Source organism: Paenibacillus cymbidii (assembly GCF_004764705.1).
GTDB classification, from domain to species: Bacteria; Bacillota; Bacilli; order Paenibacillales; family NBRC-103111; genus Paenibacillus_AN; species Paenibacillus_AN cymbidii.
Window position 1 is genome coordinate 23,025 of the sequence record NZ_SHLX01000010.1, and the last position, 14,035, is coordinate 37,059.

Below are 14,035 nucleotides of genomic sequence, written 5' to 3' on the forward strand. Positions count from 1 at the left end.
ACAAAACCGCCGGATCCCGAGGGTCCGGCGGTTTTTGTGTGTCGCTTGCTCCGCTCAGGCGGACATGTTCCGCAGCTCCGCTTCGAGCCGGTTCAAGTTTTGTTCGTTGGCCGGTTCGGCGATTTTTTTGACGGCGTTTAACACGGCCTCCGTTTCGAAACGCTGACGCCACGTCAGTCTCGTTTGGCCGCCCAGATCCTCCAATACCGCCGTGAGCTGAAAATAAGGCTCGCAAATATGCCGCAACACGATCCGCTCGGGGCCAACTTCGACAAATTCGCTTTTGTTCGCGTAATCGATGCCGTTCGGCCCGTGCATCACAAACTCCCACAGCCCTCCCGGCCGCCAATCGAATACGTGAAACGTGTTCGTAAACCCGTCGGGGCCCCACCACCGGGCCAAATGCTCGGGTTTGGCCCAGGCGTTGTAAACGAGCGCCCGGGGAGCGTCGATCACCCTCGTTGTCACCAGTTCGTAAGGTTCCGTTTGATTTTGCATCGTCATATTCATTCCTCCGATTCATATGGTAGCTTCTCGTAACGTCGCCGATGTCCGGCTTGTCTGCACTTCCATCATAGAACATGACGTAACGTTAGGTTCAAGTGTTTTTTCGCTGTCGCACCGGTGCCGCAGGCAGGCCCGAACGTGAAATAAGCCATAAAAAATGGCCTATTGGCGCGATTTCGCCTGTTGCAGTGGAAATAGCCAATGAAATCACTGGCTATTTTCTCCAAACGGCCGCCAAAATCGCCCATTTCGGCCGAATAACCAGCGAAATCACTGGCTATTTTGCGGGAGGCCCCTCTTTTTTGCGCAATAAGCCATAAAAAGTGGCCTATTTTCGCCGAGGCGGGCGATCCAGGTCGATCCGAGGGCGGTCCCGTCGATTTTGACGGCAAAATCGGTTGATAATCAAGGTTGCCAGCGTGCGGCCTGACAAAAGATGGTATGGTAAAGCTGGATACCCAAAGACGAGGAGCGAACAATCGTGGAATTGCACCTGACGCGCACAACGAACGAGGCGGACAGCGCTTATGTCGTAAACGGCATGATTGCGTTTAACGCGATGCACATGGCCGACGATTTGAAGGGGAGATATGAACCGGTCACGCTGGCGTTAAAGGATGACGACGGCCGGACGGTTGGCGGATTGGTGGGAGAAGTATGCTGGAACTGGCTGGAGGTAAAATATTTGTTCATCGATGAGGCGTACCGCAAGCTCCGCTACGGCACGAAGCTGCTGGAGGAAGCGGAACGGCTGGCCAGAGAGCGGAAGTGCGACTTCATCAAGCTGGATACGCTGAGCTTTCAGGCGCTTGATTTTTATAGGAAACAAGGCTACGAGGTGTACGGCACGCTCCCGGGCGCCGGAAGGCATACGCATTACTATTTGAAAAAGGAGCTGACGTCATGACAACCGCGGCAAAATCCGCTATAATGAGGCTTATGCACACGTTAACATGAAACGGGCCGGAACCGGCGGACGAGCCGGCCGGCGATCGATTGGAGGATATTCGCATGCAGAAGAGCGACGGGATGAACTATGCGCCGCAGGGCAAGCCGAATGCGGTGGTGGGGCCGGGTCAATTCGTGTTTGCGGCGGCGGCGCTGGATCACGGCCATATTTACGGCATGACGAACGGTTTGCTTGAGGCGGGAGCCGAGCTGAAGTGGGTGTACGACCGCGACCCGGCCAAGACGGCGGCATTCGCGGCGAAGTTCCCGCAGGTGCAAATCGCCGACTCGCTGGAAACGATCCTGAACGACGCGGAAGTGAAGCTTGTCGCCGCGGCGGCGATTCCGAACGAGCGCGGTCCGCTCGGCCTGCGCGTGATGGACGCGGGCAAGGACTATTTTACCGACAAAACGCCGTTTACGAGTCTGGACCAACTGGAGGCGGCGCGCCGCAAGCATGCGGAAACCGGGCGCAAATACGCGGTATACTACAGCGAACGGCTCCATGTCGAAAGCGCAGTATACGCCGGCCAACTGATCGAGCAGGGAGCGATCGGCAAGGTCGTCAGCCTGAACGGCTTCGGCCCGCACCGGTTGAACGCGCCGAGCCGGCCGGACTGGTTTTTCAGGAAGGAGCAGTACGGCGGCATTCTCGCCGACATCGGCAGCCACCAGATCGAGCAGTTCCTCTACTACACCGGCGCCAAAGACGCCACCGTGCAGGCGAGCCGCGTGGCCAACTACAACAACAAGCAGTATCCGGAGCTGGAGGATTTCGGCGACGCCACGGTGACGGCCGACAACGGAGCGACGTTCTACTTCCGCGTCGACTGGCTGACGCCGGACGGGCTCGGCACGTGGGGCGACGGGCGCACGTTCATTCTCGGCACGGAAGGCTATATCGAGCTGCGCAAATACATCGACGTCGCACGCGACAAGTCGGGCGACCACGTTTATCTCGTCAACAAGGATGGCGAGCAGCATTTTGAAGTGAGCGGCAAAATCGGTTATCCGTTCTTCGGCCAGCTCATCCTCGACTGCATCAACCGCACAGAAAACGCGATGACGCAGGAACACGCGTTCAAGGCGGCGGAGCTGTGCCTGCGCGCGCAGGAGCAAGCGGTACGGGCGGAATAACGGCCGACGCGGGGCGAAAATAAAACGGCAGCAAACGAACTGTTATTTGGTTTCGTTTGTTGTCGTTTTTTGCTATGCTTTGGGGAGACAACGAAACGACGAAGGGGGGAACGCGGATGTTTTCGCCGCAACGCAGGGAAACGATTGTGCAGCTGCTGCAGGAGAAGAAGCAAATCGTCGTCAAGGAGCTGGCGAAGCAGCTGAACGTGTCGGAAGGCACGCTGCGCACCGATCTGAAAATATTGGAGGAAGAAGGCGCGCTCGAACGAACGCACGGCGGGGCGATTCTGCCGCGGACGCATGTGGCGGATCACCGGGCGTCGTCGCGCAGCGATTTGAACCGCGAGGAGAAAAAACGAATCGGCCAGGCCGCGGCGGCGCTCGTCCGTCCCGGGCAATGCGTCATTCTCGACGCCAGCTCGACGGCGCTGGAGCTCTCGCGGCATCTTGTCGACTACGACTATTTGACCGTCGTGACCAATGGGATCGAGGCGGCGCTCGAGCTGAACCGCAACCCGCGCATCAATGTGATTATGATCGGCGGCGTGCTGCGGCCGAGCTCGCGGACGATTGAAGGGCTGCTGGGCAAAAGCATTCTGTCCGACATCCATGCGGACCTGTTTTTTACGTCGGCGGAGGGGTTCAGCCTCGAGGCGGGCATGACCGATTTCAGCGTGTACGAATCGGAGCTGAAGAAGCTGATGGCCGAAAATGCCGGACGCGTCGTCGCCATGCTCGACTATACGAAGCTGAACCGGCGCTCGATCGCCACTTCGGTCAAAGCGGCGCAGGTGCACACGCTAATCACCGACGCCAAGGCGGACGCCGCTTTTCTCCGCCGGCTGAGCGGGATCGAAGTGATCGTGGCGAAGTAGCAGATAGCGTTGACGAATGACAACAAAACGTAACGAATACGACAATCACATGAAAACAATAACAAACGACGGCAAAAGTATACAATCGTTGACAAAGCGCAGCGATTCGCCGAATAATGAAACCATCCCCACACGTGTTGGAGGCAAAACAAGATGTCGCAATCGCATTTGGCGGAAATAGACGGGTTGATTATCGATTTGGACGGCACGGTGTTCCACGGCAGCCGGTTGATCGAAGGTGCGGCGGAAACGATCGCCCGGTTGACCGCGTTTGGCAAACGGATCGTATATTTGAGCAATCGGGGCAATTTGTCGCGGCGCGAGGTTTGCGACCGGCTGAACGGGCTTGGCGTACCTGCGGTGCCGGAGCAAATCGTCATGTCGTCGACGGTAACGGCCGGCTTCATGCGGCGCACGTATCCAGGCAGCCCGGTATGGGCGCTCGGCGAACAAGGGCTGCGCGACGAACTGGAGGAAGCCGGCGTGCCGCTGGCGGACCGGCCCGAGCAGGCGGACTGGCTGATCGTGACCTTGCACGAGTCGCTGACGTACCGCGAGCTTAACGACGCGTTCCGCGCGGTGCGCGGCGGAGCCCGCATCATCGCGACGAACTCGGACAAGACGGTGCCGGACGCCAGCGGCGCGGCGGCGATCGACGTCGCCGGCATGATCGGCGCGCTTACCGGCGCCGCCGGCCGGCTGCCCGATCTTGTCGTCGGCAAGCCGTCGTGGCTGATGGCCGAAGCGGCGCTTGCGGCGCTCGGCGGCGGCGTGGAGCGCGGGCGCTGCCTTGTCATCGGCGACAGCATGGAGTCGGACATCGCGCTTGGCCGGCTGTTCGGCATGAAAACGGCGCTGGTGCTGACCGGCTCGACGACGCGCGAGATGGCAGGCGTTGGCAAACATAAGCCGGATTATGTATGGGAATCGATTGCGGACGCTGTCATGTAAGTTTGGCGAATAAGAGTGAGTGAGTCCACTATCAACGAATTTCACTATCAACCGCTTGGGAGTTGATGTTCATGAATGAATCGGCGTTGATCCGCGACATGAAGGCGCGCGCCGCCGCTTGTTCCTGCGGCCGCCATCACCCGCTCGCCATCGACGAAATCGCCGTGGAGCGCGGGGCGCTCGGCAAGCTGGCGCCGTATGCGGCGGGTCGCGGCGCGCTGCGCGTGCTGATCGTCGCCGACGGCACGACATACCGGGCGGCGGGCGAACGGGCGGAGCGGCTGCTGGCCGCGGCAGGCATCGACGTTGCGTTATGCCTCGTCAGCGCGAACGCGCAGGGCGATGTCGTCGCCGACGAAGCGACGATCGTGCAGGTGATGATGCAGGCGTCGCAGGACGCGACGGATTTGTTCGTTGCCGTCGGCGCCGGCACGATCCACGATGTCGTGCGGTTCGTCGCCTGCAAGATGAACAAACCGTTCGTGTCGGTGCCGACGGCGCCGTCGGTCGACGGCTTCACTTCGGCCGGCGCGCCGATCCTGATCCGCGGCGACAAAATCACGGTGCAGGCGGTGTCGCCTGTGGCGATTTTCGCCGATCTTGACGTGCTGACGGAAGCGCCGCCGGCGATGGTTGCCGCCGGTTTTGCCGATATGCTCGGCAAATATACGTCACTGTTTGACTGGCGCTTCTCCCATGAAGTCGGCGGCGAGCCGTATTGCGCCGCCACCGAACAGGCGACGCGGCACGCGCTGGAGGCGTGCGTGACGAACGCCGCGGCGATCGCGCGGCGCGACGCGGACGGCATCGCCATCTTGATGAACGCGCTGATCGAGTCCGGGCTGGCGATGCTGCTGTTTGGCGCTTCGCATCCGGCTTCGGCCGCCGAGCACCATCTCTCCCATTACTGGGAGATGGCGTATTTGCGGCTCGGCCGGAGGCAGCTGCTGCACGGCGCCAAAGTCGGCGTCGCCTGCGCTATCATTAGCGGGCTGTACCACGAGCTGGCGGCCGGCGACGGGTTTGCCGCGCTGTGCGAGCGGCCTGGAGGAGGCGCTGCCGACGTCGCCGGCTTGCGCGAAGCGCTGCGCGTCGGCGTGCCGCAGCCGGCGCGCATCCGCGAGCTGCTGCGCGAAGTCGGCGGGCCGGATACGCCGGAGGCGATCGGCCTGGACGCCGAGCTGCTGCAGCGCAGCTTGCGCGAGGCGCACCGCATCCGCGCGCGCTACACGCTGCTGCGGGCGCGCAACGAGCGCTAGCGGCGCGCCGGGCAGGCCCGGGATCGCGGCCCGCCTGGCAAATAGGCCATAAAAAGTGGCCTATTCGCCCATTTTTAGGCATCGCGTCCACAATAGCCAGTGTTTTCACTGGCTATTGCGGCTCAAACGCCGCAAAATCGGCCTTTTTATTGAAATAGCCAGTGATTTTACTGGCTATTTTGGTGTTGCCGCCTTCTTTTGGCGGAATAAGCAATCAAACATGGCCTATTTCCGTTACGGCTGTTTCGTGGCGGGCGTTTTTTTCAGCGGTACAAGGAATTTCTTGCGGCAGGCGCGAATCGATTATAGGGTGCGGTTGTTGTCAAGGACGAGCGCACGATTTTGCAGGAAAGGAGTGAGGAAGATGACGCGCATTCAACAGCTGGCGGCGCTGCTGACCGAGTTGGAAGCGATCGATTTGACGCATACGCTCGAGGAAGGCATGCCGGTGTATCCGGCGCATTCCCGGTTTTATCACGGGCTTTGGGATTCGCAGGCAACCGGCAGCGCGGCGCTGTCGTACCAGCTGACGATTCACGAGCATTGCGGCACGCACATGGACGCGACGGCGCATTTTATGCCGGCGGGGCATCCGGCGCACCAGTTTATGGCGGATACGCCGATCGGGCAGTTTTACGCGCGGGCGCTGACGATCGATTGCGGCGGTTTTGCCGACAACGATCTTGTCACCCGCGAGAGGATCGAACGCTGGGAGCGCGAGCATACGGCCATTCGCGCCGGGGACGCGGTGTTGTTCCGCTTCGGTTGGGACCGCCACTGGAAGCCGCGGACGGAGCGGCCCGCCTATACGGTATCGTGGCCGGGCCTGAGCGGCGAGGCGGCGCAATATTTGGCCGACAAGCGGATCAAGGCGGTCGGCTGCGACACGCTGGCGATCGACTGTTCTTATTCGCGCGACAATCCGGCGCACCATGCGCTGCTTGGCAACGGGATCAACATCATCGAAAATTTGACCCGGCTGGAACGTATTTTGGGAGAATCGGTGCTGTTCGCCATGCCGCTCAAAATCAAGGAAGGCTCCGGCTCGCCGATCCGCGCGATCGCGTTTGTGGAGAAGCCGGCGCAAGCGTAACCCACGGGAACACAATGAAGAAAGGTGTGAGTCGCGATGCAGGAGACGAGGCAATTTTTGCGTTCGCTTGGCTACCCGGGCGGCGATCTGTACGAGCTGCCGACCTCGGAGAAACGGTTTCCCGACGGCGCGCAATACCGGGTTGAGCTGCCAAGCGTCGAAGGACCGCGCGCGCTGGAGGCGACGCTGGAGGAAATCGACCGCTACGGCCTGACGGTGCACCGCATCTCGCAAGGCAGCGGCATTATGCTGCTGACCGATGAGGAGATCGGCGAAATGACCGCCATGTGCGCCGGTCGCGGCATGGAGCTGAGCTTGTTCGTCGGTCCGCGCGGGACGTGGGACATCAGTGCGCTGCCGTTTACGGCGGCGGGCAAAGCGCTCGGCGTCCGCCACGAAGGCGCCGACCAGCTCGTGTACGCGATCGAGGACTTGAAGCGCGCCGCCGCGCTCGGCGTTCGCGGGGCGCTCGTCGGCGACGAAGGGCTGCTGCTGCTGACGAAGGAAATGAAGAAGCAAGGGCTGCTTCCTGCGGATTTTGTGATCAAGTGTTCGGTGCAGATGATGGCCGCCAATCCGGTATCGGTGCGGTTGATGCAGGATTTGGGCGCGGACACGTACAACCTGCCGACGGCGCTGACGCTGCCGAAGCTGGCCGCGATCCGCCAGGCGACCGACATTCCGCTCGACTTGTACGTCGAGGTGCCGGACAATTTTGGCGGCTTCATTCGCCATTACGAAATTCCGGAGCTGATCCGCATCCTGGCGCCGGTGTACATCAAGTTCGGTTTGCGCAATCACCCGGACGTATATCCGTCGGGCAAACAGTGGGAAGCGACGAACATTTCGCTGTGCCGCGAACGGGTGCATCGCGCCGCGCTCGGCATGCAAATGGTAAGCCGCTACTGCCCGGAAGCCGTTACGTCGGCGCTGGGGGCTGCGGGTTTGGGTTTGCCGGTGGTAGGCTAGACGAACGGAGGTTGGAAGCGGGAGCCGCGTCGGTTTGGCACGTGGGTTAGCGGGTCCGGGGCTTGGCGGCAGTGGATGATTGGTGGTTGTACGAGTGATTGTTAAATGTTGGACCGTGCGAAGTGTGGATTTTGGCACAATTGGCGGTTGTCTCTTTTTGGCGGATGGACGTATAATAGAATTTGAGAACGTTGTTTTATATTATCAAACAGAAGCTGGAGCGTAACGAAGCATGCCGATCATTCAATCGCTCGACAGGGCGCTGCGCATTCTCGACCTGTTCGACGAAACGGACAACGAACTGAAAATTACCGACATCAGCAAACGGATGGGCCTGCACAAAAGCACCGTTCATTCGCTGCTGAAGACGCTTCAGGAGCACCGGTACATCGAACAGGACGAGGAGTCGGGCAAGTACCGGCTCGGCATGAAGCTGCTGGAACGGGCCCATCTTGTGCTGCAGCGGCTCGATATTCGGACGATTGCGCGCAAGCTGCTGCAGGAGTTGACGGCCAAAACCGGGCAAACGACGCATCTTGTCATTCCCGACGGGCACGAAGGCGTGTACATCGACAAGGTGGAAGGAGCTCGCGCCGCCATTCGTTACTCGCAGATCGGCCGCCGCATCCCGCTGCACAGCAGCGGCGTCGGCAAAGCGCTGGTCGCGTTCCGTTCGCCGGAAGAGACGGAGCGGCTGCTGGAGGGGTATGACTTTTTTCGGCAAACGGCGCATACGATTACCGATAAGGAGCGGTTCCTCGAGGAAATCGAGCGCATTCGCCGGCAAGGCTACGCGATCGACAACCAGGAGAACGAACCGGGCGTTCGCTGCGTGGCGATGCCGGTCCGCAATCACAAGGGAGCTGTCGTGGCGGCGGTCAGCATTTCGACGCTTGTTTCTTCGGTCGGTGACGCCGAGTTGGAGGATTTGATCGTTCAGCTTCGCCAGACGACAGACGAGCTTTCCGCCAAAATGGGATACGGGCTGATTGCGCGGTAATGGTCGGAATCAGGAACTTGGCGATTGTGCGCGGATTGGCGGCGGTCGGGGCATCGATAGTTGGCCGGGTCTTTGGACTTAGGCAGCGGAAGGGCATTTTTGTGAGCTATTTCGAAAACAGGGTTTGACATTATCAAACGAAATGGAGTTGGAGACGGATGCGCATCATCCGGTTTACACAAGGCGATCGGGCCGTACTGGCGGCGGTTGCCGATTCGGGAGCCGTCCACGTGTTGCCGCAAGCGGACCTGCTTGCGCTTGTGGAGGAAGCCAGGCAGGCGGGAGTGTCTCCACTTGCATACGCACGGCAGGAGGCGGAACGTTCGGCGCCGCTCGGCGAGTCGATGGAAACGCTGCCGCTGCTCGTGCCGGTAGTGGCGCCGGAAGTTTGGGCCGCCGGCGTTACGTACGAGCGCAGCCGCGACGCCCGCAATTACGAGGCTACCGGCGGCAAGCTGGACGCTACCACCTTTTACGATAAAGTGTACGATGCGGTACGGCCGGAAATTTTCTTCAAGTCGACGGCGGCGCGCACGGTCGGACCGGGGCAGCCGGTGTCGCTGCGGAGCGACTCCGAGTGGCAAATTCCCGAGCCGGAGCTCGGGCTCGTGCTCGATGAGCAAGGGACGATCGTCGGCTACACGATCGGCAACGACATGAGCTGTCGCGATATCGAAGGGGAGAACCCGCTCTACTTGCCCCAGGCCAAAATGTGGCGCGGCTCCTGCGCGATCGGCCCGGCTGTGCTGCTGGCCGATGCAGTCAGCGACCCGTATGCGCTGCAAATTACGTGTCGCATTTATCGCGGCGGCGAAAAGGTGGTGGAAGGCACGGCGTCGACCGGCCAGCTCAAGCGCAAGCTGGAGGAACTGGTGTCGTTCCTGCGGCGCGACAATGTTATTTTTGCCGGGACGGTGCTGCTGACCGGGACGTGCATCGTGCCGCCGAACGAGTTTACGCTGGCAAGCGGCGATCGGGTCGACATCGACATTTCCGGCATCGGCACGCTCAGCAATCCGGTGGCGTAAGTTTGCGCCGTCGGCGGGTCGCCGGCCGCATCTCATGTATATTCGCAGACAGTTAAATAAGGCTGATTTCAGCCTTGCAGCGGCGGTTTGGCGAATTGCTGGCGAAATAAGGCTGATTTCAGCCTTGCAGCGGCGGTTCGGCGAATTGTTGGCGAAATAAGGCTGATTTCAGCCTTGCAGCGGCGGTTTGGCGAATTGTTGGCGAAATAAGGCTGATTTCAGCCTTGCAGCGGCGGTTTGGCGAATGGAAACAGCTATTGCCGCTTAACCTGCAACATTGGGCCCGCCAACGGGACCTCCTTCAAAATAGGCCATCTTTTATGGCCTATTTCATCAAAAACAGGCCTCCCCCGCAAAATAGGCCATATTTCCACTGGCTATTTGGCGGGAATGGCCAATTTCGAGCCCTCCGGAGCAAAATAAGCCATGTTTTCACTGGCTATTTCCGCGGAGGCACCCCAAAACTCGAAAATAAGCCCGATTTTATGGGCCATAACGGAAGGATGGAAGCTAACCATGACAGAAGCCAAAACATATGTGAACTACATCGGAGGAGAATGGAAACCGTGCGCGTCGGGGCGCACCGAGGGGAGCGTCAATCCGGCGGACGCGCGCGAAGTCGTCGGCTACGTGCAGCTGTCGGACGCCGCCGATCTTAACGAAGCGGCCGCGGCAGCCAAAGCGGCGGCGCCCGCCTGGCGCAAGCTGGCGGCGCCGGCGCGCGGCGACGTCCTGTTCCGCATCGCAAACGCGCTGGAGCGGCGGCTGGACGAAATCGCCGAAACGATGACGCGCGAAATGGGCAAAACGCTGCCGGAAGCCAAAGGAGAAACGGCGCGCGGCGTAGCGATTCTTCGCTACTACGCGGGCGAAGGCATGCGCAAAACCGGCGACGTCATCCCGTCGACCGACAGCGAAGCGCTGATGTTCACGACGCGGGCGCCGCTCGGCGTGGTCGGCGTCATCTCGCCGTGGAACTTCCCCGTCGCGATCCCGATCTGGAAAATCGCGCCCGCCCTTATTTACGGCAACACGGTCGTGTTCAAGCCGGCGCAGGAAACGGCGGTCACCGCGGCCAAAGTGGTCGAGTGCTTCCATGAAGCCGGCCTGCCGGCAGGCGTGCTGAACCTGGTGATCGGCCGCGGCTCGGCTGTCGGGCAGGCGATCATCGATCATCCCGACATCAACGGCATCACGTTCACCGGCTCGGAGCAAACCGGCAAACACGTCGGCCAAGGGGCGCTGGCGCGCGGCGCCAAGTACCAGCTCGAGATGGGCGGCAAAAACCCGGTCGTCGTGCTCGAGGACGCCGATCTCGATCTCGCCGTCGACGCAACGATCAGCGGCGGTCTCAAGTCGACCGGCCAGAAATGTACGGCAACGAGCCGCGTCATCGTGCAAAGCGGCGTGTACGAATCGTTCCGCGCCAAGCTGGTCGACAAGGTAAAGAAGCTGCGCGTCGGCAACGGCCTGGACGCCTCGACCTGGATGGGGCCTTGCGCCAGCCAGTCGCAACTGAACACGGTGCTGGACTACATCGCCAAAGGCAAGGAAGAAGGCGCCGAGCTGCTGTGCGGCGGCGGCCGGGTGACAGAGGGCGAGCTCGGAAACGGCTTCTACGTCGAGCCGACCGTGTTCGACGGCGTCACCCGCGACATGACGATCGCGCGGGAAGAAATTTTTGGGCCGGTGCTGGCGCTGATCAAGGTCGACACCGTGGACGAAGCGATCGAAGCGGCGAACGATTCGCGTTATGGGCTTAGCGCCTCGATTTTCACCCGCAATATCGGCGGCATGCTGAACTTCGTGCAGAACATGGACGCCGGACTCGTGCGCATCAACGCGGAATCGGCGGGGGTCGAGCTGCAGGCGCCGTTCGGCGGGATGAAAATGTCGAGCTCGCATTCGCGCGAGCAGGGGCAAGCGGCGATCGAGTTCTATACCGCGATCAAAACGGTGTTCGTCAAGGCGTAGGCGCAAAAGCCGCGGGAAGGGGAATCCATCGATGGAGACGCAATCGAACGGGCCGGTCGTCCGGACGCCGGTGAATCCGTATCGCGACAACGTGCAGGCCAAAGCGAACGAGCCGATCACCGTGGCCGGCCTGCTCGACCGGGCGAAGCAGCTGCTTGGCGCGGACGGGCGCGGGCTGGCGCCGGACTGGACGCAGGCGAATATTTACGACCGGCTGGAGCGCAACGCGCCGCGGATTGCGATTATCGGCGGCTCGTCGGATCACCCGGCGCACATTCTCGATCTGGAAACCGTCGCCAAAGCGGCGGTGCGCATCTGGCATAATGGCGGGGTGCCGTTTTATTTTGCCACGCCGGTGTTGTGCGACGGTACGGCGCAAAGTACGGCCGGCATGTCGTATTCGCTGCAAAGCCGCAACGCTATCGCGGAGATTGTCGTCAATCAGATGGAGGCGCACAGCTATCACGGCGCCTTCGTCATCCAGGGCTGCGACAAGCAGCCGCTCGGCGTGCTGAGCGGGCTGGCGCATCTCGACCGGGTGCGCCGGGATCGCGGCGAAGCGCCGGTGTTTGCTACCTTTTCGCCGACGCACGTGCTGAAGGGCGGCACGATTCCGGACGACCTGCGACGGGAGCTGCTTGCCGTGGCGGAACAGGCCGAGCGGCGCGGCCTGCAGGATACGGCCGACGATATTCGCGATGCGCTGGCGTATATTTTGCAGTGCTCGTCCAACACCGCTTTCCACGGCGTATTGACGCGGGTCGTCGAGCACGGCCTGATTACGCACGAGCAGCACAAAGATTTCGAAAAAAGGCTCGCCGTCAACACGTGCGACAGCAAAGGCGGCATTTGCGCGTTTCACGGCACAGGCAACAGTTCGCGCGATTTGACCGCGGGTTTCGGCTTCGTCCATCCGGCGGTCGAATTTCTCGTCGCGCCGCCCAATCAGCAGCAGGTGAACGCTTCGGTCGACGCGTTGTTCGGGCTTGTGAACCGGCCGGAATTCGGCGTTGCGTCCGTGCTGCGGGCGAATATCGCCAACGGCGTCCGCATTCACAGCGCCGGCGGCGGGTCGACCAATCTGATGATGCACATGGTTGGCGCGATGGTGTATGCGGGGTACGATTTTTCGCTGTGGGACGTGGAGCGCATCCACTTGTCGCACCAGATTCCCGATCTGTTCGACTACAGCCTGACGGAGGGGCGCGATATTTATACGCTGGCGCAGCAATGCTGCTCCGGCGCCATCCGCGGCATGGAGACGCTGATGTACGAGCTGCTCCGCTGCGGCGTGCCGATGGACGTCGACGCGCCGACCGTCACCGGGCAAACGTGGCGCGAGCGGCTGGCCGACACGACGAACTTGAGCGCGGACGGGGTGACGGAGTCGCAAGTGATCCTGAGCAAGCCGCAGCGCAGCTTCAGCGGCGTCGACGTGCTGCGGGGCAACTTCTTCGAAAGCGCCGTGGTCAAAATCAGCGGAATGCCAACGAAGCAGCTCGACTCGTTCGATGAAAAAGCGGCGTTCGTCGTGTACTACGAAAACGAGGATACCGCCAACGAGCGGCTGCTCGACAAAGATTTGCTCGAGCAGTTGAAGAAGACGCGCGACTTCGACCGGCTGGTCATGCTGCAGATGGTGAAGCGGAATGCGCCGCAGCATGCGGGGGAAGCCGCGGGGCTGCCTTACGACCAACTGTTCGACTTCATGGTGCGCGAAGATATACTCCGGCTCGCGATCATCATCTCCGGCCAGGGGCCTGAAGCATACGGCATGCCGGAGATGTTTACGCCGATGCAGCACATCAACGCGAACCGGCAGCTGCGCCGGATCGCCACCCTGATCAGCGACGGCCGTTATTCCGGCGTTACGTACGGCGCTGCGATCGGCCATGTGACGCCGGAGGCGAAACGCGGCGGCGGCCTGCTGTATTTGCGGCAGGGCGACGTGCTGCTGCTTCGTTTCCGCGCCAAACGGATCGAGCTGCTCGACGAAACGCGGTTCGTGCGCGACGGCATCGCCGTGCCGTTCGCCGGCGATCTCGCGGCCGACCCGGTCCGCTGTGCGCTGAGCGAGGACCGGCAGGAGCGGCTCGCGAAGCGGCAGAAGCGGGTGGCGGCGTCCAACCGCTTCGCCTATTGCACCGACGCGTCGCGCGGCGTTGTGCCGCTGGCAGTCGCCGAAGAAGCGGACCTCCCGTTCGCCGGCGAAAAGCAGAACGAAGCGGCGGCAAGCGCCGAAGGCTGACTGTTGCCGCAACCAATCAAAATCGCCAATCCTCCGGCCGGGAAGC

At 61.5% G+C, this 14,035-nt stretch carries 12 protein-coding genes; 11 read left to right on the forward strand and 1 reads right to left on the reverse strand.

Going from position 1 to position 14,035, the window contains the following annotated elements:
- Positions 1 to 54: 54 nt before the first annotated feature.
- Positions 55 to 504 carry an SRPBCC family protein gene (locus EXY20_RS15115; RefSeq protein WP_235885925.1) on the reverse strand — a complete coding sequence of 150 codons (450 nt, stop codon included), beginning with the start codon at positions 502 to 504 and terminating at the stop codon, positions 55 to 57.
- 484 nt (positions 505 to 988) lie between these two features.
- Here EXY20_RS15115 and EXY20_RS15120 point away from each other — a divergent pair, with 484 nt between their 5' ends.
- From EXY20_RS15120 to EXY20_RS15170, 11 genes are all read left to right on the forward strand, one after another.
- Positions 989 to 1,414 carry a GNAT family N-acetyltransferase gene (locus tag EXY20_RS15120; protein WP_407944917.1) on the forward strand — a complete coding sequence of 142 codons (426 nt, stop codon included), beginning with the start codon at positions 989 to 991 and terminating at the stop codon, positions 1,412 to 1,414.
- Between the two features lie 104 nt (positions 1,415 to 1,518).
- On the forward strand, positions 1,519 to 2,592 hold the full coding sequence (locus tag EXY20_RS15125) for a Gfo/Idh/MocA family protein (protein WP_135552500.1): 1,074 nt from the start codon (positions 1,519 to 1,521) through the stop codon (positions 2,590 to 2,592).
- A 116-nt stretch (positions 2,593 to 2,708) separates the two neighbouring features.
- Positions 2,709 to 3,467 (forward strand): DeoR/GlpR family DNA-binding transcription regulator, encoded by a 759-nt coding sequence (locus tag EXY20_RS15130; protein WP_135552502.1) that lies wholly within the window; start codon positions 2,709 to 2,711, stop codon positions 3,465 to 3,467.
- A gap of 153 nt (positions 3,468 to 3,620) precedes the next feature.
- Positions 3,621 to 4,418 (forward strand): HAD-IIA family hydrolase, encoded by a 798-nt coding sequence (locus EXY20_RS15135; protein WP_135552504.1) that lies wholly within the window; start codon positions 3,621 to 3,623, stop codon positions 4,416 to 4,418.
- Between the two features lie 71 nt (positions 4,419 to 4,489).
- Positions 4,490 to 5,677, forward strand: coding sequence for a sn-glycerol-1-phosphate dehydrogenase (locus tag EXY20_RS15140; RefSeq protein WP_235885933.1), 1,188 nt, complete (start codon positions 4,490 to 4,492; stop codon positions 5,675 to 5,677).
- Positions 5,678 to 6,041: 364 nt separating this feature from the next.
- Positions 6,042 to 6,770, forward strand: coding sequence for a cyclase family protein (locus tag EXY20_RS15145; RefSeq protein ID WP_135552506.1), 729 nt, complete (start codon positions 6,042 to 6,044; stop codon positions 6,768 to 6,770).
- A gap of 36 nt (positions 6,771 to 6,806) precedes the next feature.
- A complete protein-coding gene (locus EXY20_RS15150) occupies positions 6,807 to 7,739 on the forward strand; it encodes a U32 family peptidase (protein ID WP_135552508.1) in 933 nt (310 codons plus the stop codon).
- Positions 7,740 to 7,971: 232 nt separating this feature from the next.
- Positions 7,972 to 8,739, forward strand: coding sequence for an IclR family transcriptional regulator (locus tag EXY20_RS15155; protein ID WP_135552510.1), 768 nt, complete (start codon positions 7,972 to 7,974; stop codon positions 8,737 to 8,739).
- A 158-nt stretch (positions 8,740 to 8,897) separates the two neighbouring features.
- A complete protein-coding gene (locus EXY20_RS15160) occupies positions 8,898 to 9,767 on the forward strand; it encodes a fumarylacetoacetate hydrolase family protein (RefSeq protein WP_135552512.1) in 870 nt (289 codons plus the stop codon).
- 516 nt (positions 9,768 to 10,283) lie between these two features.
- The gene (gene gucD / locus EXY20_RS15165) at positions 10,284 to 11,741 is read left to right on the forward strand and encodes an alpha-ketoglutaric semialdehyde dehydrogenase GucD (RefSeq protein ID WP_135552514.1); all 1,458 of its coding nucleotides are present in this window, start codon (positions 10,284 to 10,286) and stop codon (positions 11,739 to 11,741) included.
- A 31-nt stretch (positions 11,742 to 11,772) separates the two neighbouring features.
- Entirely contained in the window at positions 11,773 to 13,989 is a 2,217-nt protein-coding gene (locus EXY20_RS15170) for a dihydroxy-acid dehydratase domain-containing protein (protein ID WP_135552516.1), read from the forward strand.
- Positions 13,990 to 14,035: the final 46 nt, after the last annotated feature.

Bases quoted from the DNA above. Each gene is read 5' to 3' on its own strand.
- EXY20_RS15145 (WP_135552506.1), top strand. From the start codon at position 6,042: ATGACGCGCATTCAACAGCTGGCGGCGCTGCTGACCGAGTTGGAAGCG.
- gucD (WP_135552514.1), top strand. From the start codon at position 10,284: ATGACAGAAGCCAAAACATATGTGAACTACATCGGAGGAGAATGGAAA.
- EXY20_RS15170 (WP_135552516.1), top strand. From the start codon at position 11,773: ATGGAGACGCAATCGAACGGGCCGGTCGTCCGGACGCCGGTGAATCCG.
- EXY20_RS15150 (WP_135552508.1), top strand. From the start codon at position 6,807: ATGCAGGAGACGAGGCAATTTTTGCGTTCGCTTGGCTACCCGGGCGGC.
- EXY20_RS15155 (WP_135552510.1), top strand. From the start codon at position 7,972: ATGCCGATCATTCAATCGCTCGACAGGGCGCTGCGCATTCTCGACCTG.
- EXY20_RS15115 (WP_235885925.1), bottom strand. From the start codon at position 504: ATGACGATGCAAAATCAAACGGAACCTTACGAACTGGTGACAACGAGG.
- EXY20_RS15160 (WP_135552512.1), top strand. From the start codon at position 8,898: ATGCGCATCATCCGGTTTACACAAGGCGATCGGGCCGTACTGGCGGCG.
- EXY20_RS15140 (WP_235885933.1), top strand. From the start codon at position 4,490: ATGAATGAATCGGCGTTGATCCGCGACATGAAGGCGCGCGCCGCCGCT.
- EXY20_RS15125 (WP_135552500.1), top strand. From the start codon at position 1,519: ATGCAGAAGAGCGACGGGATGAACTATGCGCCGCAGGGCAAGCCGAAT.
- EXY20_RS15130 (WP_135552502.1), top strand. From the start codon at position 2,709: ATGTTTTCGCCGCAACGCAGGGAAACGATTGTGCAGCTGCTGCAGGAG.
- EXY20_RS15135 (WP_135552504.1), top strand. From the start codon at position 3,621: ATGTCGCAATCGCATTTGGCGGAAATAGACGGGTTGATTATCGATTTG.